Here is an 18,089-nt window from a genome sequence, read left to right as displayed (position 1 = left end):
GGCGCCGGGGGGGGGGCCGCGCCCGGCGTCGCGGCGCGGGCGCGGGTGCGCCGGTCGGGAGGACCGGCGCACCGGCTGCCTGTCCGGGTGGGTCAGCCCTCACCCGACAGGCCTGTCACAGCGACTGTCGCCGCGTCAGCGCACGCGGCCGTACCAGACGCTCTTCGTCCAGATCTTCTGCAGCTTCACCACCGAGCCGGTCTTGGGGGAGTGCCAGATCTTGCCGTTCCCGGCGTAGATCCCCACGTGGTAGACGCTGCTGCCGGCGTGGAAGAAGACCAGGTCACCCTGCTGCCGCGAGGACGCGGAGATATGACGGGTCTTGTTGTACTGCTGCTGGGCGGTGCGCGGCAGCTTCTTGCCGGCCTTCTTGTACGAGTAGAGCGTCAGCCCCGAGCAGTCGAACCGGGAGGGGCCCACCGCGCCGTATCCGTACGGCGATCCCTTCTTGGAAGCGGCGACCTTGAGCGCCTTGCTCGCGTGCGTCGTCGCTGCCTGAGCCTCCGTCACGGCGCCTGGCGCCAGCAACGTGCCGCCGACGGCGGCGAGGGTCAGGGCCGATACGGCGCCGGCCCGAGTGAGCAGAGACGGGACATGAATCTGCGCAGTCATGCGCAACCCTTCGTCAGCCGCCTGTGAAGGATGACCTGTCGGGTTCGGACAGGCGAAGATGCCCGGCCGCGGATGCGGCTTAACCCCAAGGGACGGCCCGCTACGGCCACCCCGGACTGCTTGGGTCCTCCACTCCTGCCGATCCACTTCTGTCGACCAGTCATCCGGTGCGGCGGCAGGACTCAGCGTCCGCCCGGACCGCCCCGTCGAGGTGACGGGGGCTTGTCGTCCCAGGGATCTTGACCCACACCACGCCCTATTTCCGAGTCGAAACGTCGATTTGTGAGGCTCATCACGACTGACCTGTTGGAGTGGACAGAACCGTTTCGACATTCGAGCGGTCACCCCTGCGTGGCATCGCACCAGCACCGGAACGGGTCGTTCCGCCAAATCGGTAGTCGGGTTGCGCAACTGGTCCGGTGTCAGAGACAGGGGCGCCGGCTCCACCGAACGGGGTACCTCAACTCGTACCCGAACGGCGGTTGACAACGGGGCGATTTGGTCAACTCGACGGTATGGGCGGCGGCATGGTCACCCGTCCTGCCCTGCGCTCGCCGTCGAGCACGCGCAGCGCTTCGGCGAGGGTCGCCGCATGCACCTCGCTCTCGCCGCGGGCGTGCATCAGCGCCAGGGCGTCCTTGAGCGCGGCGGCGCGGCCGACGAGGGCCTGGGCCGCGCGCAGCGCGCCATAGGTGTGCGTCGAGCGGGCCGGGTTGATCCGTCCGAGAAGGTCGACGACCTCCAGATAGCTGTCGACGAACTCGCACTCGGCGCGGGTCAGGGCGGGCAGCGGCGGGAACTCGGGCGGCAGCATCGGGCGCTCACCGCGCGCCGGGGGAGGCGGCGGAGGTCTTGCGGTTCACGACGACGTGGTCGACCAGTCCGTACGCCTTGGCCTCCTCGGCATCGAAGATCTTGTCGCGCTCCAGGTCGGAGGCGATCTGCTCGACGTCCTGGCCGGTGTGGCGGACGAGCATCTGGGCGAGCTGGGCGCGCAGCCGCAGCAGTTCCCGGGCCTGGATGTCCAGATCGGACGGCTGGCCCCGCAACGGCTCCTCGATCGCGGGCTGCTGGACGACGATCCGCGAGCCGGGCAGCGCCATCCGCTTGCCGGGCGCGCCGGCGGCGAGCAGAAGGGCCGCGGTGGAGACGGCCTGGCCCAGGCAGGTCGTCTCGATGTCGCAGGTGACGACCTGCATCGTGTCGTAGATCGCCGACATGGCGCTGAGCGAGCCGCCGGGCGAGTTGATGTACAGGCAGATGTCCCGGTCGGGGGCGGAGTACTCGAGGTGCAGCAGCTGCGCGATCACGTCGTTGGCGGCGGTGTCGTCGACGGCGGTCCCGAGGAAGACGATCCGCTCCTCGAGCAGCTTGGAGTACGGGTCCAGGGTGCGGGTCCCCGAGGAGGTGCGCTCGGTGAACTGGGGGAGGACGTAGCGGGCTTCGGGACGGTTCATGGCGTGCCTCTCCTCGTGGCGAGCTGTACGAGGTCCTATAGAAAATGTACAGGACGTACAGAATCCGATGTTGGAGATCATGGCTCAGCTGCCCAGGGGGAGCAAGCGGTCAGCGCTGTTTTCGCTCTCAGCAGGAGAGGCGGCCTCGTTCCGGTCTGCTCGCACCGCTCGCCGACCGCGACGCGCCGCGTCGGCAGGGCGCCCCGCTGACCTGCGCCTTGCCTGTGGCCATGGACGGTGTGGGGGCCGTGGTCGCCCGTAAAGTGGGGGACATGGCCTATGAGATTCCAGTGACGCAAGCCCGAGCGGAGCTCGCCGAACTGATCAACCGCGTCGTCTACGGCGGCGAGCGCGTCGTCGTGACCCGGCATGGGAAGCCGCTCGTGGCGCTGGTCTCCGCCGCCGACCTGGAGCGACTCGAGACCGAGGAGGCGGCGGCGCAGACCGCGGCCGAGGAGCAGGTGATCAGCTCGGTCTCCTCGCTGGGCCCCACGTCGTCGGCGCCCGCGGACCGGGGGCGCTTCGGCCTGACGGCGGAGCACCGGGGACACGACCGCCAGGGATGACACGGAGCCGCGGGACCTGCGGGCCCTCGCGTCGGGGCGTGGGAATGCCGCGCGCGGCCGGGTGCTCACCCCACGGTCGCGACCGGTGCCGGGCGCGCGCGATGTGGCTTGTGGGCCCTGACGGGCCCCGGCTTCGGGGTGCGAGAAGGCTGCGCGCAGCCGGTCGGCGGGCGGGAAGCCGGGGCCGGCCGGGGACTCGCCCACGGGCATGACCGGTGCCAGTCTGGACGGCCGCCACGGCGTGACGCAAAGCCGCAAGGCGCGCGACCTGCGGGCCCGCGGGCTGGTTGCCCGGTGGCGCTGCATGTGTGCGCTGAGCGCCCGGCGTTGGGGCGCGGGAAGGCCGGCCGCCGGGGCTGGCCGCGGGCTCACTCCACGGGCGCGATCGGCGTCGGCGTTGGGCGGCCGCCAGGCGTGACGCGCAGCCGCGATCGCGCGGCTCGCGCGATGTGAACCTGTGGGCCCTCCGGGCCCAGGCTTCGGGATGCGAGAAGGCTGCGCGCGGCCGGTCGGCGGGCGGGAAGCCTGCCCTGGCCGGGGCTTGCCCCACAGGCACGACCTCGCCAGGCCCGGCGTGCAGCCGCGAGGTGCGGGCCGCGCGATCTGACCTTCTGGGCCCCGACAGGCCCCCGCTTCGCGGCGTGAGAAGGCCGCGCGTCCCCGTCCGCTACAGCGGGGGCGCGCGGCCGGTCGGGGGGGGGCTCACCCCACCGGCATCACCGGTGTCGGTGTGCGCTCGCCGGGGCTCGTCGTGGGCGCGGGCGTCGGGCGGGGGCCGTCGCGCCGCGTGGCGAGCAGTACCGCCGTCAGGCCGAGCGCCGCCCAGAGCGACAGCGTGAGCGCCCCCGCCCCCGCCGCGCTGCCGTCGAAGTAGGCGACCGAGCGGATGAGCGTCGCTCCCGCGCCCGGCGGCAGCAGCTGGCCCAGTGCGCCGGCCGGCTCGGGGAGCAGTTCGGGTGCGGTCGCCGCGCCGGAGAACGGGTTGCCCAGCAGGACCATCAGCAGCGCGCCCAGCGCGACGCCCTGCGTGCGGATCCACGCGCCGAGCCCCGCCACCGTCGCGCCGATCGCCAGCGCGGTCAGCGAGAGCGCCCCCGCCTCGGCCCACCAGTCGCCGGTCAGCACGCCGAGCCAGCTGTGGGCGATCGCCGCCGCCGCGACGCCGACGAGGACGGACGCGCCGACCACGGTGAGCGCGGCCCGCGCCCCGCGCAGCCGCAGCACCGTCACCGCCGCCCCGGCCGCCACGCCGCCCAGCGCCAGCGGCAGGATGCTCGCGGCCAGCCCGCTGCCCCGCGGATCGCCGGGCGGAGTCGGGACGACGTCCGTCACCCGCACCTGCGCGCCGGCCGGCGCCTGCGTGGTGACCGCCTCCTTGAGCAGCTGGGCGACGACCGGGCTCGCCGCCGACGCGGTGAGCAGCCGCGGGCCCTGATCGGCGACCACGATCGCGCCGTATACGACCCGGTCCTCGATCGCCGTACGGGCCTCGGCCTCGTCGTCGTAGCGGTGCACGTCGAAGGCTCCCGGCCGCTGCTCGAGGCGTTCGGCCAGCTCGGCGGTCGCGGCCGCGGGGCCGGCGACGCCGATCGGCGTCTCGCGCGGCGCGGTCCGGGTCGCCGGCCACGCGAAGGCCCACAGCGCGAGCGCCGCCAAGAGGGGGATCAGCACCATCGCCACGATCGAGCGGCGGGTCGGGGTGGCTGACGCAGCGGACATGATGACCCTCGATTCAAAGAGAAGGATCGTTCGTTTTTGTTGTTGGCCTCACTGTCCCGCCGCCGTCCGTCCTTGTCAAGAAGGAATGTTCGTTTTAGGTTGGACGCATGGCCCGCGTATCCCAGGAACACCTCGACGCCCGCCGCCGCCAGATCCTGGACGGCGCCGCCCGCTGCTTCGCACGCAACGGCTTCCACGCCACCTCGATGCAGGACATCCTGCGCGAGGCCGGTCTCTCCGCGGGCGCGGTCTACCGCTACTTCCGCAGCAAGGAAGAGCTGATCGGGGCCATCGCGGGGGAGGCGTTCGCCGCCATCCGCGGCGCCTTCGACGACGCGGCCCGCACCACCCCGCCGCCGACCCCCGACGTCCTGCTCGGCCGGGTGCTGCGCACCATGCTCGAAGAGCAGGTTCCGGGCGGCGACCGGCAGGAGTTCGCCCGGCTGATCGTGCAGGTGTGGACCGAGTCCCTGCGCGACGACGCGCTCGCGGCGATGATGCGCGAGGGCTATGCGGGGATGCGCCAGGCCTGGGCCAAGCTCGTGGACGCCTACCGCGACAACGGGCTGATGACCGCCGACGTCCCCGCCGACCATGTGGCCCGCACGATGATCGCCACCGCCCAGGGCTTCATCGCCCAGCAGGCCATCTTCGGCGACGTACGGGTCGACGTCCTGGAGGACGGGCTCCGCGCGCTGATGTCCATGCAGGATCCCAAGATCAGTTAACGCGCCGGAAAGACTTCGGCCCTAACGTTCAACTCCTGGTCGCACGTCACCCGTGTCTTGGTCAACGGGGCGTCGACGCGTCGTCGCAGCCAGCTAGGGTCCCGGTGCAAGGCTGGGGCAAGGCCGCAGGACAGTGAGGTGGACACGTGCAACTCTCCCCGCATGAGCAGGAACGACTGCTGATCCATGTGGCCGCCGACGTGGCGCAGAAGCGGCGGGCCCGCGGGGTCCGGCTCAACCACCCCGAGTCCGTCGCCCTGATCACCTCTCACATCCTCGAAGGCGCGCGGGACGGCCGTACGGTCTCCGAGCTCATGGCGTCGGGCCGCACGGTGCTCACCCGCGACGACGTCATGGAGGGCATCCCCGAGATGATCCACGACGTCCAGGTCGAGGCGACCTTCCCGGACGGCACCAAGCTCGTCACCGTCCACGACCCGATCGTCTGAGGGGCGCCGCGGATGATCCCCGGAGAGATCCTCTTCGCCGACGACGCCGTGCTCGTCAACGAGGGCCGCGCCGTCACCCGGCTCGTCGTCGTCAACGCCGCCGACCGGCCCGTCCAGGTCGGCTCCCACTATCACTTCGCCGAGGCCAACCCCGGTCTGGACTTCGACCGCGCGGCCGCCCGCGGCCTGCGTCTGAACATCGCCGCGGGCACCGCGGTGCGCTTCGAGCCCGGCATCCCCGTCGACGTGGAGCTCGTCCCCTTCGCCGGCCGCCGTGTCATCGCGGGGCTGCGAGGCGAGACGGGAGGCGCTCTCGACGCGAGTGAGTCGAGCGAGACGGGCGGGGCGGGCGGGGCGGGCGACGGTCAGGAGGCCGCGGTCCCTGCGCCGGCCGAGGAGTCGGACGCTTCCGTCGCGGGCGCCGCCGCAGACGGGTACGCGGCGCCGGCCCTGGCCGAGAACGGAACATCAGATGCCTGAGCTGCGACGTGCCGTGTACGCGGATCTCTTCGGACCCACCACGGGCGACCGGATCCGCCTCGCCGACACCGATCTGCTCGTCGAGATCGAGGAGGACCGCTCGGGCGGCCCCGGACGCGCGGGCGACGAGGCCGTGTTCGGCGGCGGCAAAGTGATCCGCGAGTCGATGGGCCAGTCCCGTACGACCCGGGCCGAGGGCGCTCCCGACACCGTCGTCACCGGCGCCGTCGTCATCGACCACTGGGGCGTCGTCAAGGCGGACATCGGCATCCGCGACGGCCGGATCACCGGCATCGGCAAGGCCGGCAACCCCGACACCATGGACGGCGTCCACCCCGACCTCGTCATCGGCCCCGAGACCGAGGTCATCGCGGGCAACGGGAAGATCGTCACCGCGGGCGCGATCGACGCGCACGTCCACTTCATCTCGCCGACCGTCGTCGAACAGGCCTTGGCGACCGGCGTCACCACCCTCGTCGGCGGCGGCACCGGACCGGCCGAGGGCACCAAGGCGACCACTATCACGCCCGGCCCCTGGCACCTCGCCCGGATGTTCGAGGCGCTGGAGACCTTCCCGGTCAACATCGGGCTGCTCGGCAAGGGCAACACGATGTCCCGCGAGGCCATGCACTCCCAACTCCGCGGCGGCGCCCTCGGGTTCAAGATCCACGAGGACTGGGGCGCCACGCCCGCCGTCATCGACGCCTGCCTCGGCGTCTGCGAGGAGACCGGCGCACAGCTCGCCATCCACACGGACACCCTCAACGAGGCCGGCTTCGTGGGGGACACCCTCGCCGCGATCGCCGGCCGCACCCTGCACGCGTACCACACCGAGGGCGCGGGCGGCGGGCACGCGCCTGACATCATCACCGTGGTCTCCGAGCCGTACGTCCTGCCCAGCTCCACCAACCCGACCCGGCCGCACACCGTCAACACCATCGAGGAACACCTCGACATGCTGATGGTCTGCCACCACCTCAACCCGGCCGTGCCCGAAGACCTCGCCTTCGCCGAGTCCCGGATCCGGCCCTCCACCATCGCCGCCGAGGACGTGCTGCACGACCTCGGCGCGATCTCGATCATCTCCTCCGACTCCCAGGCGATGGGGCGGATCGGCGAGGTGATCATGCGTACCTGGCAGACCGCGCACGTGATGAAGAAGCGTCGCGGTGCCCTGCCCGGGGACGGCCGCGCCGACAACCGCCGGGCACGTCGCTATGTCGCCAAATACACCATCAACCCGGCCGTCGCCCAGGGCCTCGACCAGGAGATCGGCTCGGTCGAGCCCGGAAAGCTCGCCGACCTGGTCCTCTGGGACCCCGCCTTCTTCGGCGTCAAGCCGCAGCTCGTCATCAAGGGCGGACAGATCGCATACGCACAGATGGGCGACGCCAACGCCTCCATCCCCACCCCGCAGCCGGTGCTGCCCAGGCCGATGTTCGGCGCGCTGGGCAGGGCCGCGGCGGCGAGCTCCGTCAACTTCGTCGCCGAGGCCGCCCTTGCGGAAGGGCTGCCCGAACGCCTCGCCCTGGACAAGAAGTTCGTGCCGATCACCAGCACCCGGCGCGTCACCAAGGCGGACATGCGGGAGAACGACGCGCTGCCCCGGGTCGAGGTCGACGCGGACACCTTCACGGTGACGATCGACGGAGAGCCGGTCGAGCCGGCGCCCGCCGCGGAACTGCCCATGGCCCAGCGGTACTTCCTGTTCTGATGACGCACCGATGACACGCGCCGCACTCCTCGTCCTCGCCGACGGCCGGTTCCCCGCCGGAGGGCACGCCCACTCCGGCGGCGCCGAGCCGGCCGTCAAGGCGGGCCGCCTGCGAGACGCCCGCGATCTGGAGGCGTTCTGCCGGGGCCGGCTGCACACGGTCGGCCTCGCCTCGGCGGCGCTCGCCGCCGCGGCCGCACTCGGCCTCGACCCCCTCGAGCTCGACGAGGCGGCCGACGCCCGGACCCCCTCGCCCGCGCTGCGAGCCGTCGCCCGCAAGCTGGGACGGCAGCTGATGCGCGCGGCCCGCGCCGCCTGGCCCTGCGCCGAACTCGACGCGCTCGCCGCCGCGTTCCCGAAGGGCGCCCATCAGCCCGTCGTGCTCGGCACAGCAGCCCGCGCCGCGGGCCTGGGGCCGCTGGACGCCGCGCACTGCGTCGCGTACGAGAGCGTCAGCGGCCCGGCCACGGCAGCGGTGCGGCTGCTGAGCCTCGACCCCTTCCAGGCCACCGCCGTCCTCGCCCGCCTCGCGCCCGAGATGGACCAGGTCGCCGAGCACGCCGTGGCCGCGGCGCGCGAAGGAGTCGACGCGCTGCCGGCCGCATCCGCCCCGCTGCTGGACGTCACCGCGGAGCAGCACGCCGCCTGGCCCGTACGCCTCTTCGCATCCTGAGACCCTTTTTGGAGCCCCCATGCACCTCGGCCACAGCCACGACACCGCCTCCGCGGTCGGCGCCGACGCCCACCGCCCCGACGGGACCCGCCGCGCCCTGCGCATCGGCCTCGGCGGACCCGTCGGCTCCGGCAAGACCGCGACGGTGGCGGCCCTGTGCCGCGCCCTGCGCGACAAGCTGTCCATCGCCGTCGTCACCAACGACATCTACACCCGCGAGGACGCCGAGTTCCTCCTCCGCAACGCCGTGCTGCCGCCCGAGCGCATCCAGGCGGTCGAGACCGGCGCCTGCCCGCACACCGCGATCCGCGACGACATCTCCGCCAACCTCGAGGCCGTCGAGGACCTCGAGGACGCCGTCGGCCCGCTCGATCTGATCCTCGTCGAGTCCGGCGGCGACAACCTCACCGCCACCTTCTCCAAGGGCCTCGTCGACGCGCAGATCTTCGTCATCGACGTCGCCGGCGGCGACGACATCCCGCGCAAGGGCGGCCCCGGCGTCACCACCGCCGACCTGCTGGTGGTCAACAAGACGGACCTCGCGCCCCACGTCGGCTCCGACCTCGGCCGGATGGAGCGCGACGCCAAGGAGCAGCGCGGCGAGCTCCCGGTCGCCTTCACCTCGTTGAAGGGCGAGGACGGCGTCCGCCCGGTCGCCGACTGGGTGCGCGGACAGCTCGCCCTCTGGACCGCATGAGCGTCCGCGCCACCGCCCGAATCGTCGCCGCCCCAGAGGGACTTCCGGTCCTTCGGAGCGACGGGCCGCTCGCCCTGCGCCGGACCCGGGCCGCCGGCCCGTACAGCCGTGTCACCGTCGTCGGCGCCATGAGCGCGCCGCTCGGCGGCGACCGGCTCGCCGTCGAGGCCGAGGTGCGCGACGGCGCGAGGCTCCACGTCGACTCGGCAGCCGCGACCATCGCGCTGCCCGGCCGCACCCCCGAACAGGCCCGCTACGACGTGAAGCTGACGGTCGGCGCGGACGCCGAGCTGCGCTGGCTGCCCGAGCAGCTCATCTCGGCGCGCGGCAGCGACCTGCGGATGTGCACCCGCGTCGAACTGGCCGCCACCGCCCGCCTGGTGCTGCGCGAGGAGCAGATCCTGGGCCGGCTCGGCGAGGAGCCCGGCGCCCTCGCCGCCCGGCTCACCGTCCGCCGCGCCGGACGCCTGCTGCTCGACCAGGAACTCCGCTACGGCCCGGGGGCGCCCGGCGGCTGGGACGGCCCCGCCGTCCTCGCGGGGCGGCGGGCCGTGGGCCAACTCCTCGTCGTGGACCCCGCGTTCGAGGACAAACCGGTCGCGCCGCGGCTGCTCGGCGACGGCGCCGTCCTCGCCCCGCTCGCCGGCCCGGCCTTCCTGGTCACCGCCGTCGCCGAGGACGCCCGCCGGCTGCGGTCCGTGCTGGACGAGGTGCTGCGGGCCGAACTGCCCCGGTGAACCGGCCCGTACCGCTCAGCGGGACACCGCGCACCGGTTATTGGTTCGGTAAAGAAACACCAGTACGCCCTGGTCACCGCGGCCTCGCAGCCGGAAGGATCCCTCCCGAATCGACCGAACAGCTGGGGGAGGATCCACGTGAGGCGCACAGCAGTGCTCGGCTCGGCCGGCGCTCTGGTGGCGGGCACGCTCATAGCAGGCGCGATAGCCGCACCGGCGGCAGGCGCGGACAGCCGTGACCAGGGCTGGTCCGAGGCGCGCGGCGTCAAGGTCGCCGCGGAGCGCGCGGCCAAGAAGGGCATCGACTGGGCGGACTGCCCCGAGGACTGGGGGCTGGCCAAGCCCATCCAGTGCGGCTGGGTGAGCGTTCCGCTCGACTACGCACGGCCGAACGGCAAGCAGATCAAGATAGCCGTCGACCGAATAGGCAACACCGGTGCCAAGGAGGAGCGCCAGGGCGCCCTCGTCTACAACCCGGGCGGTCCCGGCGGCTCGGGCATGCGCTTCCCGACCCGGGTCACCAACAAGAACCCGCTCTACGCCAACATGGCGAAGGCATACGACTTCGTGGGCTTCGACCCCCGGGGCGTCGGCCACTCCACGCCGATCTCGTGTGTGGACCCGCAGGAGTTCGTCAAGGCCCCCAAGGCCGACCCGGTCCCCGACAGCGAGGCCGACAAGCGCGCCCAGCGCAAGCTCGCCGCCGAGTACGCGGACGGGTGCGCCCAGCGCAGCGGCTGGATGCTGCCGCACATGACCACGCCGAACACTGCACGCGACCTGGACGTCGTGCGCGCGGCCCTCGGCGAGAAGAAGCTCAACTACCTGGGCGTCTCCTACGGCACCTACCTCGGCGCGGTCTACGCGACGCTCTTCCCCGGCCACATCCGCCGGATGATCGTCGACAGCGTGGTCGACCCCTCGCGCGAGAAGATCTGGTACCAGGCCAACCTCGACCAGGACGTCGCCTTCCAGACCCGCTGGAACGACTGGAAGGGCTGGGTCGCCAAGAACGACGCGGTCTTCCACATCGGCGACACCCCCGAGAAGGTCGAGGCGCAGTGGCTGAAGCTGCGCGCCGCCGCCAAGAAGGCGCCGCTCGGCGGAGTCGTCGGCCCGGCCGAGCTCGTCTCCTTCTTCCAGAGCGCGCCGTACTACGACTCCGCCTGGGCGCCCACCGCCCGCGTCTGGAGCAAGTACGTCGCCGGCGACACCCAGGCCCTGGTCGACGCCGCCGCCCCCGACCTGTCCGACACCGCGGGCAACATCGCCGCGGAGAACGGCAACGCCGTCTACACGGCCGTCGAGTGCGCCGACGCCAAGTGGCCCACCAGCTGGAAGAAGTGGGACCGGGACAACACCCGGCTCCACAAGAAGCACCCGTTCATGACCTGGGCGAACGCGTGGATGAACCTGCCGTGCGCCACCTGGCCGTCCAAGCAGCACACGCCCGTCGAGGTGAAGTCGGGCAAGGGCCTGCCGCCCGTGCTCATCGTGCAGTCCGCCCGTGACGCCGCCACTCCCTTCCAGGGCGCCGTCGAGCTGCACAAGCGCCTCAAGGGCTCGCGTCTGATCGTCGAGAAGGACGCCGGCTCGCACGGTGTGACCGGACAGGTCAACCCGTGCATCAACGAGCGGGTGGACGCCTACCTGCTCACCGGCAAGCTGGACAGCCGCGATGTGACGTGCGCTCCGCACGCCGAGCCCAAGCCGTAAGTCAAGGCCGATGGTTTGCGTGTGACGGAAGGCGGGGGCGGCCGGTCGCGGCCGCCCCCGCCTGCGCGTCCCCGGCGGCTCTCAGCCCGCGATGTCCGCCGTGCGCGGCTCGGCGATCGCCGTGTAGTCCGCCGTGTGCAGCGCCAGCGAACGGTCCAGCCGCGCCGCGTTGAAGTAGATCTCCTCCTGCGCCAACAGCGCCGGGTCCACGACGAGTTCGAGCTCCGGGTCGAAGGAGAACGGCAGGATCGTGCCGCTCGCGCTGCCCGCAAGACGCTCGGCGACCTCGGGGGTCGCGAACCCCGCGTACCCGCCGCCGAGCAGCGCCTTCACCGCCCCGAGGTCGACCCGCCGGTCGCCCGTGACCACGGCCAGGACGAACCGCTTCTCCTTCTTGCCGATCTTCACCATCACCACGATGCACTTCGCGGCCTGCTCCAGGGTGTTCCCGCGCAGCGCGCTGACCGCCTCGGTGGCGCCTTCCTCGGCGTGCTCGATGATCCGGTACCGCGCCCCTCGCTCGTCCAGAAGACCGATCAGCTTGGCGTATGTGTCGTGCTCGTTCACCGCGTTCCCTTCAGCCCGGAGTCCTCCGCCGCGCAGCCGGACCAGCCGTCCGCGTACGCAGACGATCTGATGGTCCGTGCCCCACGGGGGAGTCCACCGTACCCACCGGCGCAGGCCCGTCGACGAGCGGGAACTCGCCCTCAGCCCCGGCGCCGCGGGAACTTCTTCGGCTGCTCCTGCTCCGCCTTCACCTCGGCGGCGTAGCGGTCCACGTACTCCTGCCCCGACAGCTCCAGGATCGCGTACATGATCTCGTCGGTGACCGCGCGGATGGCCGCCTTCTCGTTCTCCATGCCCTCGTACCGCGAGAAGTCCATCGGCTCGCCGAAGCGCACCGTCACCCGCTTGATCTTCGGCACGACCTGCCCGGGCGGCTGGATCTCGAAGGTCCCCACCATCGCGCACGGCACCACCGGCGCCTTCGCCCTGAGCGCCATCACCGCGACGCCGACCTTGCCCTTGTAGAGCCGGCCGTCGTGCGAGCGGGTCCCCTCCGGGTAGATGCCCAGCAGCTCGCCCTTGCTCAGCACCCCCAGCCCCTCCCGGATCGCCGCCTGGCCCGCCTCCTTGCCGGAGCGGTCCACCGGGATCTGCCCGGCGCTGCGGAAGAACGCGGCGGTCAGCCGGCCCTTCACCCCGGGCCCGGTGAAGTACTCCGCCTTGGCCAGGAAGGTGATGCGCCGTTTGATGATCGCGGGCATCAGAAAGTGGTCGGAGAACGAGAGATGGTTGCCCGCGACGATGGCGGCGCCCTCGGCCGGAATGTGCTCGAGTCCCTCGATCCTGGGCCGGAAGAGCAGCCGCAACAGCGGGCCCAGGATGACGTATTTGAGCACGTAGTAGAACACGAGGTGCGCTCCTCACTCCGCGGGACCGGCGCCGGGGCGGCGTAGTGCCAGGTCATCAGGGCTGCCGGGGGTGGTCAGTCTAAGTGTGACCATCGTCGCGCGTCAGGGGCTGCGATCAGACACATCCTGACTCGATGACACCGTAGGTGACGCTGAGTCACTCCCGTTCCTCCGGTGGATCGAGGGCCTCCAGCGGGCGGGCGGCGGGGCCGTGCAGGACCGCGCCGTCCAGCGCGAACCGGGAGCCGTGGCAGGGGCACTCCCAGACCCGTTCGGCGTCGTTGAAGTGCACCAGGCAGCCCAGGTGCGTACAGCGCGCCGACACCGCGGTCGCCTCGCCCGACTCGTCGCGGTACACCGCGCAGCGCCGCCCCGCCAGCCGTACCACCGCGCCGCTGCCGGGCGGGACGTCCGCCACCGAGTCGGCGTGGCTCGTGTGCCGCCGGTCGTCCACGAAGCGCGCGGCGACCTGGGACTGGCGCCAGGCCAGCTCCGCCGTCTCCCGCAGGCCGGGCAGCCGGCGCGGGTCGTACAGCTCGGTCCAGGCGGGCCGGGGACCGCCGGCGATATGCGCGGCGAGCAGCCGCCCGGCCATCATCCCGTTGCTCATGCCCCAGCCGCCGAAGCCCGTGGCCGTGTAGACGTGCTGGGTGCCAGGGTGCGCATGACCGACGTACGCGATGCCGTCGCTGGAGTCGTTGTCCTGCGCCGCCCAGCGGTAGACGCGGTCCGCCTGAGCGAAGCCCGGCATCCGCTCGCGCGCCCAGGCGTCCAGACGCGCGTACCGCTCGCGCACCTGGCCCGCACCCGGCTCGAACGACTCGCCGGTGACGATCAGCAGCCGTCTGCCGTCGTCGTACGGCGCGCTGCGCACCGAGCGGACGCCGTCCATCGGGGTGATGTACATGCCCAGCGGCGCGACGGCCGACGGCACGGGCGCCGCGAGCACCAGCTCCCGACGGGGCGTCAGCCGGGTGAAGAGCAGCGTGCGGTCGAAGACCGGGTAGTGCGTGGCGAGGACGACGTCGCTCGCCTCGACGGTGAAGGGGCCCTCGGTCGACAGGCGGCAGCGCCTGCCGTCGTGCAGCGCGGTGACGCGGGTGCGCTCGAAGACGCGTCCGCCGGCAGAGGCGAACCGGTCGGCCAGCGCGAGCAGGAACCTGCGCGGATGGAACTGCAGCTGCCCCTCGACGCGCACCGCCCCGGCCACCGGGAAGGGCAGCTCCGTCTCGGTCACGAAGGACGCGGCGAGGCCCGCCCGCCGGGCCGCCGCGGCCTCGGCGCGGACCTCGTCCACGCGCGAGAGATCCTCCGTATAGGTGAGGGCGGGGGCGCGCTCCAGGTCCGCGTCGATGTCCAGCTCGGCGGCGAGCGCCGCGAAGCGGTCGACCGCGTCCTGCTGGGAGAGCGCGTACAGCTCGGCGGCCTCGGCGCCGTGGACCTCCTCCAGGAGCGCGTACCGCAGACCGTGCAGCGAGGTCGCCTTGGCCGTGGTGAAGCCGGTGACGCCGGCGGCGATCCGGTCCGCCTCCAGGACCACGACGTCCAGGCCCGCGCGCACGAGCTCCCAGGCGGTGCACAGACCGGCGACGCCGGCGCCGACGACCGCGACGTCCGCGGTCGCGTCCCGGTCCAGAGGCGGACGGGCGACCGGGGGAGCGGTGGCCATCCAGTACGACTCGTCGATCGTCGGGCGCTGACCCGGCGGGCGCTGTGCGGTCATCAGTCCTCGGCTTCCCGGTCCGCTTGCGGCTAGGCGGCGGCCCACTCCAGCAGCTCGTCGGCGCTCCAGGTGTTGATCACCCGTTCGGCGGGCACCTCGCCCTCCTCGGCCCGGGCGCAGCCGAAGATCTGCCAGTCGAGCTGCCCCGGCGCGTGCGCGTCGGTGTCGACGGCGAAGTACGCCCCCGACTCCACCGCGAGGCGCAGCAGCCGCATCGGCGGATCCAGCCGCTCCGGACGGCTGTTGATCTCCACGGCCGTGCCGTGGGCGGCGCAGGCCGCGAACACCTTCTCGGCGTCGAACTTCGACTCGGGCCGGCGGTTCGCGGTCCTCCCGTCCCGGGTGGTCCGCGCGGTGACCAGCCGGCCCGTGCAGTGGCCGAGCACATCGGTCAGCGGGTCCTGCACGGCCTTGACCAGGCGCCGCGTCATGGCGGCGGACTCCATGCGCAGTTCGGAGTGGACGGAGGCGACCACCACGTCCAGCTGGTCGAGCAGCTCGGGCTCCTGGTCGAGCGAGCCGTCGGGGAGGATGTCGCACTCGATGCCGGTGAGCATCCGGAACGGTGCCCACCGCCGGTTCAGCTCCGCCACCGTCTCCAACTGCTCTCGCAGCCGCTCGGGGGACAGCCCCCGCGCGACGGTCAGCCTGGGGGAGTGGTCGGTGAGGACGACCCACTCGTGCCCCAGCGCGGCGGCCGTACGACCCATGGCCTCGATCGGGCTGCCGCCGTCCGACCAGTCCGAGTGCAGATGGCAGTCGCCCCGCAGCAGCGCGCGCAGCGCGGACCCGCCCTCGGCCAGCGGCTCGCCGGCCTCGTCCTCCAGCTTCCGCAGATACTGCGGCACCTCGCCGTCCAGCGCCTCCTTGGCCGCCTGGGCCGTCTTGGGCCCGACGCCCTTGACCGTCGCCAGCGACCCGGCCGCCGCGCGCTGGGCGATCTCGTCGTCGGACAGCCGGCTCAGGGCGTCGGCGGCGGTCCGGAAGGCACGCGTGCGGTACATCTCCGCATGGGACCGCTCCAGCAGGAACGCGATCCTCTCCAGCGCCTCGACCGGGTGCATGCCACCACTGTCGCCTTCCGGGCGGCCGACGGCACGCCGAGCGGCGGCGGGCGGTGGCCGGAGGGGCGACGGGCGGCGGCTGAAATGGCCGCGTCCCAGGCGGACGCGTGCATGTCAGGCGGACCCGCGCGTCTCAGACGGACGCGTGCGTCTCAGGCGGACGCGCGGCGGTCCTCCCCGCCGCCCGGCCCCTCACGCGGCACCAGCGTCGGGCACACGTTGTCGATCACCGTGTCGCGGTCGACCACCACCCGCGCCACGTCGTCCCGGCTGGGCACCTCGTACATCACCTGGAGCAGCACCTCCTCCAGGATCGAGCGGGCGGCCCGCGCGCCCGTGCGGCGCAGCAGAGCCTGGTCGGCTATCGCGCCGACGGCCTCCTCGGTGAACTCCAGCTCCACGCCGTCGAGCTCCAGGAGGCGCCGGTACTGCTTGAGCAGGGCGTTGCGAGGCTCGGTGAGGATCCGCTTCAGGGCCGTACGGTCCAGCGGGCGCAGAGTCGCCGTCATCGGGAGCCGGCCGACGAACTCCGGGATCAGCCCGAACTTCAGCAGATCCTCGGGCCTGACCGCGGCGAAGGCGTCCTGCTCGCCCTCCTGCTCCGTCGCGCGCAGCTCTGCCCCGAAGCCGATGCCCTGGCGACTGGTCCGCTGCTCGATGATGCGCTCCAGCCCCGCGAAGGCGCCGCCGACGATGAACAGCACGTCGGTGGTGTCGAACGAGAGGTACTCCTGCTGCGGCTGCTTGCGCCCGCCCTGCCGCGGGATCGAGGCGACGGTCCCCTCCAGGATCTTCAGCAGCGCCTGCTGGACGCCCTCGCCCGACACATCGCGGGTGATCGAGGGGTTCTCGCTCTTGCGGGCGACCTTGTCGATCTCGTCGATGTAGACGATCCCGCCCGCGGCCTTGTCGAGGTCCCAGTCGGCGGCCTGGACCAGCTTGAGCAGGATGTTCTCGACGTCCTCGCCGACGTAGCCCGCCTCGGTGAGCGCGGTGGCGTCGGCGATGGCGAAGGGGACGTCGAGCATCCGGGCCAGCGTCTGCACCAGGTAGGTCTTGCCGCTGCCGGTCGGGCCGAGCAGCAGGATGTTGGACTTGCCGAGCTCGACGGGCGACTCGTCCCGGCGCGGGGTCCGCCGCCCGGCCCGCACGCGTTTGTAGTGGTTGTAGACCGCCACCGACAGGGTCTTCTTGGCGCTCTCCTGGCCGATGACGTACTGCTCCAGAAAGGCGAATATCTCGCGCGGCGTCGGCAGCCCCTCCACCCCCTCATCGGGGACGGCCTCCTCCCGGCCCTCCGCGATGAGCTCGGTGCACAGACCCACGCACTCGTCGCAGATGCAGAGCGTGCCAGGGCCCGCTACGAGTCTTTTGACCTGCTTCTGGTTCTTGCCGCAGAACGTGCACTTCAGCAGGGCCTCGTCGCCGATGCTTGCCACTCGCTCACTTCCCGTCCAAGTCGAATGGCGTGAACATCCAGATGGTCACGTCATCTGGAGCGCCACGCTATCTTGGCCCGGGGGCGTGCGGCAACGCCGTGATGAGGAGGACGATGGGCCGGCTCAGCAGGGCGGAGCTGCAGGAGCGCAACCGCTCCAGGGTGCTCGCCGCCGCCGGGGACGAGTTCGCCGAACACGGCTTCAGCCAGGCCACGGTGGACGGCATCGCCGAGCGCGCCGGGCTGACGCGGGGCGCGGTCTACTCCAACTTCCCCAGCAAGCGGGCCCTGTACTTCGCGGTCCTCGCCGACCTCGCCGAGGCGGCCCCGACGCCGGCGCGTCCGGCGCCCGGACGCACCGCGGGCGAGGCGCTCGGCGTGCTCGCCCGCGCCTGGGTCGCCCGGCTGCCGCTGGCCGAGCCCGAGCTCCGGGGCGAGGTCGTAGCGTCCACGGCGGCGGTCGGCGCGGGCGGCGGGTCCGGGGGAGCGATCGGCCGGTCCCGGCTCGGCGCGCATCTGATGCACGAGATCCTCGCCGAGGAGCGGATCCGGCGGCCCTTCGCCCAGTTGATGAAGCTGGACGCGATCCTGCTCGGACTCGCCCTGGAGGCCATGCCCAGGCCCGGCGACGCGTCCGCCCGCCTGGTACGGGTCGCCGAGACCGCGCTGACCCTGCTGCACGGCGCGGACCACATGGCCGACGTCGCGCCCGGCTTCGTCGAGCCGTTCAACGTCGTCAGCGCCTGCGAGCGGCTGGCGGGGCTCGACCTGGGCGACGCCTGGCCCCCGCCGTACCTCCCCTACGTCCACAGGAACGAGTCGCCGCAGGGCTTGCCGGTCTCCGGATGATGCTGGAAGTCCCCGCAGGCACTCCAGGCCGTGTCGAGTTGCCCGTGGGCCA

General features: G+C 72.5%; 18 protein-coding genes, 1 pseudogene and 1 riboswitch. Of the genes and pseudogenes, 10 read left to right on the top strand and 9 right to left on the bottom strand.

Annotated features, from left to right (window positions below):
• Positions 1–135 precede the first annotated feature (135 nt).
• The 3 genes from AB0M39_RS37825 to AB0M39_RS37815 all read right to left on the bottom strand — a co-directional run bounded on the left by AB0M39_RS37825 (position 136) and on the right by AB0M39_RS37815 (position 2,069).
• Positions 136–612 (bottom strand): C40 family peptidase, encoded by a 477-nt coding sequence (locus AB0M39_RS37825; protein ID WP_365372432.1) that lies wholly within the window; start codon positions 610–612, stop codon positions 136–138.
• 2 nt (positions 613–614) lie between these two features.
• Positions 615–797: riboswitch (cyclic di-AMP (ydaO/yuaA leader) on the bottom strand.
• Between the two features lie 317 nt (positions 798–1,114).
• Positions 1,115–1,426: a hypothetical protein gene (locus AB0M39_RS37820; RefSeq protein ID WP_365372429.1), complete on the bottom strand. Its 312-nt coding sequence runs from the start codon at positions 1,424–1,426 to the stop codon at positions 1,115–1,117.
• Between the two features lie 7 nt (positions 1,427–1,433).
• Positions 1,434–2,069, bottom strand: a complete 636-nt coding sequence (locus AB0M39_RS37815; RefSeq protein ID WP_365372426.1) for an ATP-dependent Clp protease proteolytic subunit — start codon at positions 2,067–2,069, stop codon at positions 1,434–1,436.
• A gap of 272 nt (positions 2,070–2,341) precedes the next feature.
• On the opposite strand from AB0M39_RS37815, the gene AB0M39_RS37810 reads away from it, so the two are divergent.
• On the top strand, positions 2,342–2,635 hold the full coding sequence (locus tag AB0M39_RS37810; RefSeq protein ID WP_365372423.1) for a type II toxin-antitoxin system Phd/YefM family antitoxin: 294 nt from the start codon (positions 2,342–2,344) through the stop codon (positions 2,633–2,635).
• A gap of 702 nt (positions 2,636–3,337) precedes the next feature.
• Here the strand turns inward: AB0M39_RS37810 and AB0M39_RS37805 are convergent.
• Positions 3,338–4,354 (bottom strand): ABC transporter permease, encoded by a 1,017-nt coding sequence (locus AB0M39_RS37805; protein WP_365372420.1) that lies wholly within the window; start codon positions 4,352–4,354, stop codon positions 3,338–3,340.
• A gap of 107 nt (positions 4,355–4,461) precedes the next feature.
• Between AB0M39_RS37805 and AB0M39_RS37800 the strand changes: the two genes are divergently transcribed.
• The 8 genes and pseudogenes from AB0M39_RS37800 (at position 4,462) to AB0M39_RS37765 (ending at position 11,548) form a co-directional block, all read left to right on the top strand.
• On the top strand, positions 4,462–5,082 hold the full coding sequence (locus AB0M39_RS37800; protein ID WP_365372417.1) for a TetR/AcrR family transcriptional regulator: 621 nt from the start codon (positions 4,462–4,464) through the stop codon (positions 5,080–5,082).
• A 146-nt stretch (positions 5,083–5,228) separates the two neighbouring features.
• Positions 5,229–5,531, top strand: a complete 303-nt coding sequence (locus tag AB0M39_RS37795) for an urease subunit gamma (protein ID WP_365372414.1) — start codon at positions 5,229–5,231, stop codon at positions 5,529–5,531.
• A 12-nt stretch (positions 5,532–5,543) separates the two neighbouring features.
• Positions 5,544–5,852, top strand: a pseudogene (locus tag AB0M39_RS37790) (urease subunit beta); the annotation flags it as partial.
• A 151-nt stretch (positions 5,853–6,003) separates the two neighbouring features.
• Complete coding sequence (locus AB0M39_RS37785) at positions 6,004–7,725, top strand: urease subunit alpha (RefSeq protein WP_365372412.1); 1,722 nt, start codon at positions 6,004–6,006, stop codon at positions 7,723–7,725.
• 10 nt (positions 7,726–7,735) lie between these two features.
• A complete protein-coding gene (locus AB0M39_RS37780) occupies positions 7,736–8,398 on the top strand; it encodes an urease accessory UreF family protein (RefSeq protein WP_365372409.1) in 663 nt (220 codons plus the stop codon).
• 19 nt (positions 8,399–8,417) lie between these two features.
• Positions 8,418–9,095: an urease accessory protein UreG gene (ureG, locus tag AB0M39_RS37775; RefSeq protein WP_365372406.1), complete on the top strand. Its 678-nt coding sequence runs from the start codon at positions 8,418–8,420 to the stop codon at positions 9,093–9,095.
• Positions 9,092–9,832 carry an urease accessory protein UreD gene (locus AB0M39_RS37770; protein WP_365372403.1) on the top strand — a complete coding sequence of 247 codons (741 nt, stop codon included), beginning with the start codon at positions 9,092–9,094 and terminating at the stop codon, positions 9,830–9,832. Before ureG ends, AB0M39_RS37770 begins: the two co-directional genes overlap by 4 nt.
• A 138-nt stretch (positions 9,833–9,970) precedes the next feature.
• Positions 9,971–11,548, top strand: a complete 1,578-nt coding sequence (locus AB0M39_RS37765; RefSeq protein WP_365372400.1) for an alpha/beta hydrolase — start codon at positions 9,971–9,973, stop codon at positions 11,546–11,548.
• Positions 11,549–11,629: 81 nt separating this feature from the next.
• Here AB0M39_RS37765 and AB0M39_RS37760 read toward each other — a convergent pair whose 3' ends face one another.
• The 5 genes from AB0M39_RS37760 to clpX form a co-directional block, all read right to left on the bottom strand.
• Complete coding sequence (locus AB0M39_RS37760) at positions 11,630–12,115, bottom strand: YbaK/EbsC family protein (RefSeq protein ID WP_365372397.1); 486 nt, start codon at positions 12,113–12,115, stop codon at positions 11,630–11,632.
• A 140-nt stretch (positions 12,116–12,255) separates the two neighbouring features.
• Positions 12,256–12,963, bottom strand: coding sequence for a lysophospholipid acyltransferase family protein (locus tag AB0M39_RS37755; protein ID WP_365372394.1), 708 nt, complete (start codon positions 12,961–12,963; stop codon positions 12,256–12,258).
• A 157-nt stretch (positions 12,964–13,120) separates the two neighbouring features.
• Positions 13,121–14,686 (bottom strand): FAD-dependent oxidoreductase, encoded by a 1,566-nt coding sequence (locus AB0M39_RS37750; RefSeq protein ID WP_365372391.1) that lies wholly within the window; start codon positions 14,684–14,686, stop codon positions 13,121–13,123.
• Between the two features lie 29 nt (positions 14,687–14,715).
• Entirely contained in the window at positions 14,716–15,750 is a 1,035-nt protein-coding gene (locus tag AB0M39_RS37745) for a PHP domain-containing protein (RefSeq protein ID WP_365372388.1), read from the bottom strand.
• Between the two features lie 152 nt (positions 15,751–15,902).
• Positions 15,903–17,189, bottom strand: a complete 1,287-nt coding sequence (clpX, locus tag AB0M39_RS37740; RefSeq protein WP_365372385.1) for an ATP-dependent Clp protease ATP-binding subunit ClpX — start codon at positions 17,187–17,189, stop codon at positions 15,903–15,905.
• A gap of 113 nt (positions 17,190–17,302) precedes the next feature.
• Between clpX and AB0M39_RS37735 the strand changes: the two genes are divergently transcribed.
• Positions 17,303–18,037: a TetR/AcrR family transcriptional regulator gene (locus tag AB0M39_RS37735; protein ID WP_365372383.1), complete on the top strand. Its 735-nt coding sequence runs from the start codon at positions 17,303–17,305 to the stop codon at positions 18,035–18,037.
• Positions 18,038–18,089 lie beyond the last annotated feature (52 nt).

Origin of the sequence: Streptomyces sp. NPDC051907 (assembly GCF_040681075.1) — a bacterium.
Classification (GTDB): Bacteria; Actinomycetota; Actinomycetes; order Streptomycetales; family Streptomycetaceae; genus Streptomyces.
Note: the sequence above shows the minus strand (reverse complement) of the source record. Positions and strands in the feature narration are given on the sequence as shown.

What these genes read in the sequence shown, in the direction of transcription:
- AB0M39_RS37820 (WP_365372429.1), bottom strand. Translation starts at nt 1,426, where the DNA reads ATGCTGCCGCCCGAGTTCCCGCCGCTGCCCGCCCTGACCCGCGCCGAG.
- AB0M39_RS37750 (WP_365372391.1), bottom strand. Translation starts at nt 14,686, where the DNA reads ATGACCGCACAGCGCCCGCCGGGTCAGCGCCCGACGATCGACGAGTCG.
- AB0M39_RS37805 (WP_365372420.1), bottom strand. Translation starts at nt 4,354, where the DNA reads ATGTCCGCTGCGTCAGCCACCCCGACCCGCCGCTCGATCGTGGCGATG.
- AB0M39_RS37815 (WP_365372426.1), bottom strand. Translation starts at nt 2,069, where the DNA reads ATGAACCGTCCCGAAGCCCGCTACGTCCTCCCCCAGTTCACCGAGCGC.
- AB0M39_RS37825 (WP_365372432.1), bottom strand. Translation starts at nt 612, where the DNA reads ATGACTGCGCAGATTCATGTCCCGTCTCTGCTCACTCGGGCCGGCGCC.
- AB0M39_RS37770 (WP_365372403.1), top strand. Translation starts at nt 9,092, where the DNA reads ATGAGCGTCCGCGCCACCGCCCGAATCGTCGCCGCCCCAGAGGGACTT.
- AB0M39_RS37780 (WP_365372409.1), top strand. Translation starts at nt 7,736, where the DNA reads ATGACACGCGCCGCACTCCTCGTCCTCGCCGACGGCCGGTTCCCCGCC.
- AB0M39_RS37800 (WP_365372417.1), top strand. Translation starts at nt 4,462, where the DNA reads ATGGCCCGCGTATCCCAGGAACACCTCGACGCCCGCCGCCGCCAGATC.
- AB0M39_RS37735 (WP_365372383.1), top strand. Translation starts at nt 17,303, where the DNA reads ATGGGCCGGCTCAGCAGGGCGGAGCTGCAGGAGCGCAACCGCTCCAGG.
- AB0M39_RS37810 (WP_365372423.1), top strand. Translation starts at nt 2,342, where the DNA reads ATGGCCTATGAGATTCCAGTGACGCAAGCCCGAGCGGAGCTCGCCGAA.
- AB0M39_RS37785 (WP_365372412.1), top strand. Translation starts at nt 6,004, where the DNA reads ATGCCTGAGCTGCGACGTGCCGTGTACGCGGATCTCTTCGGACCCACC.
- ureG (WP_365372406.1), top strand. Translation starts at nt 8,418, where the DNA reads ATGCACCTCGGCCACAGCCACGACACCGCCTCCGCGGTCGGCGCCGAC.
- AB0M39_RS37745 (WP_365372388.1), bottom strand. Translation starts at nt 15,750, where the DNA reads ATGCACCCGGTCGAGGCGCTGGAGAGGATCGCGTTCCTGCTGGAGCGG.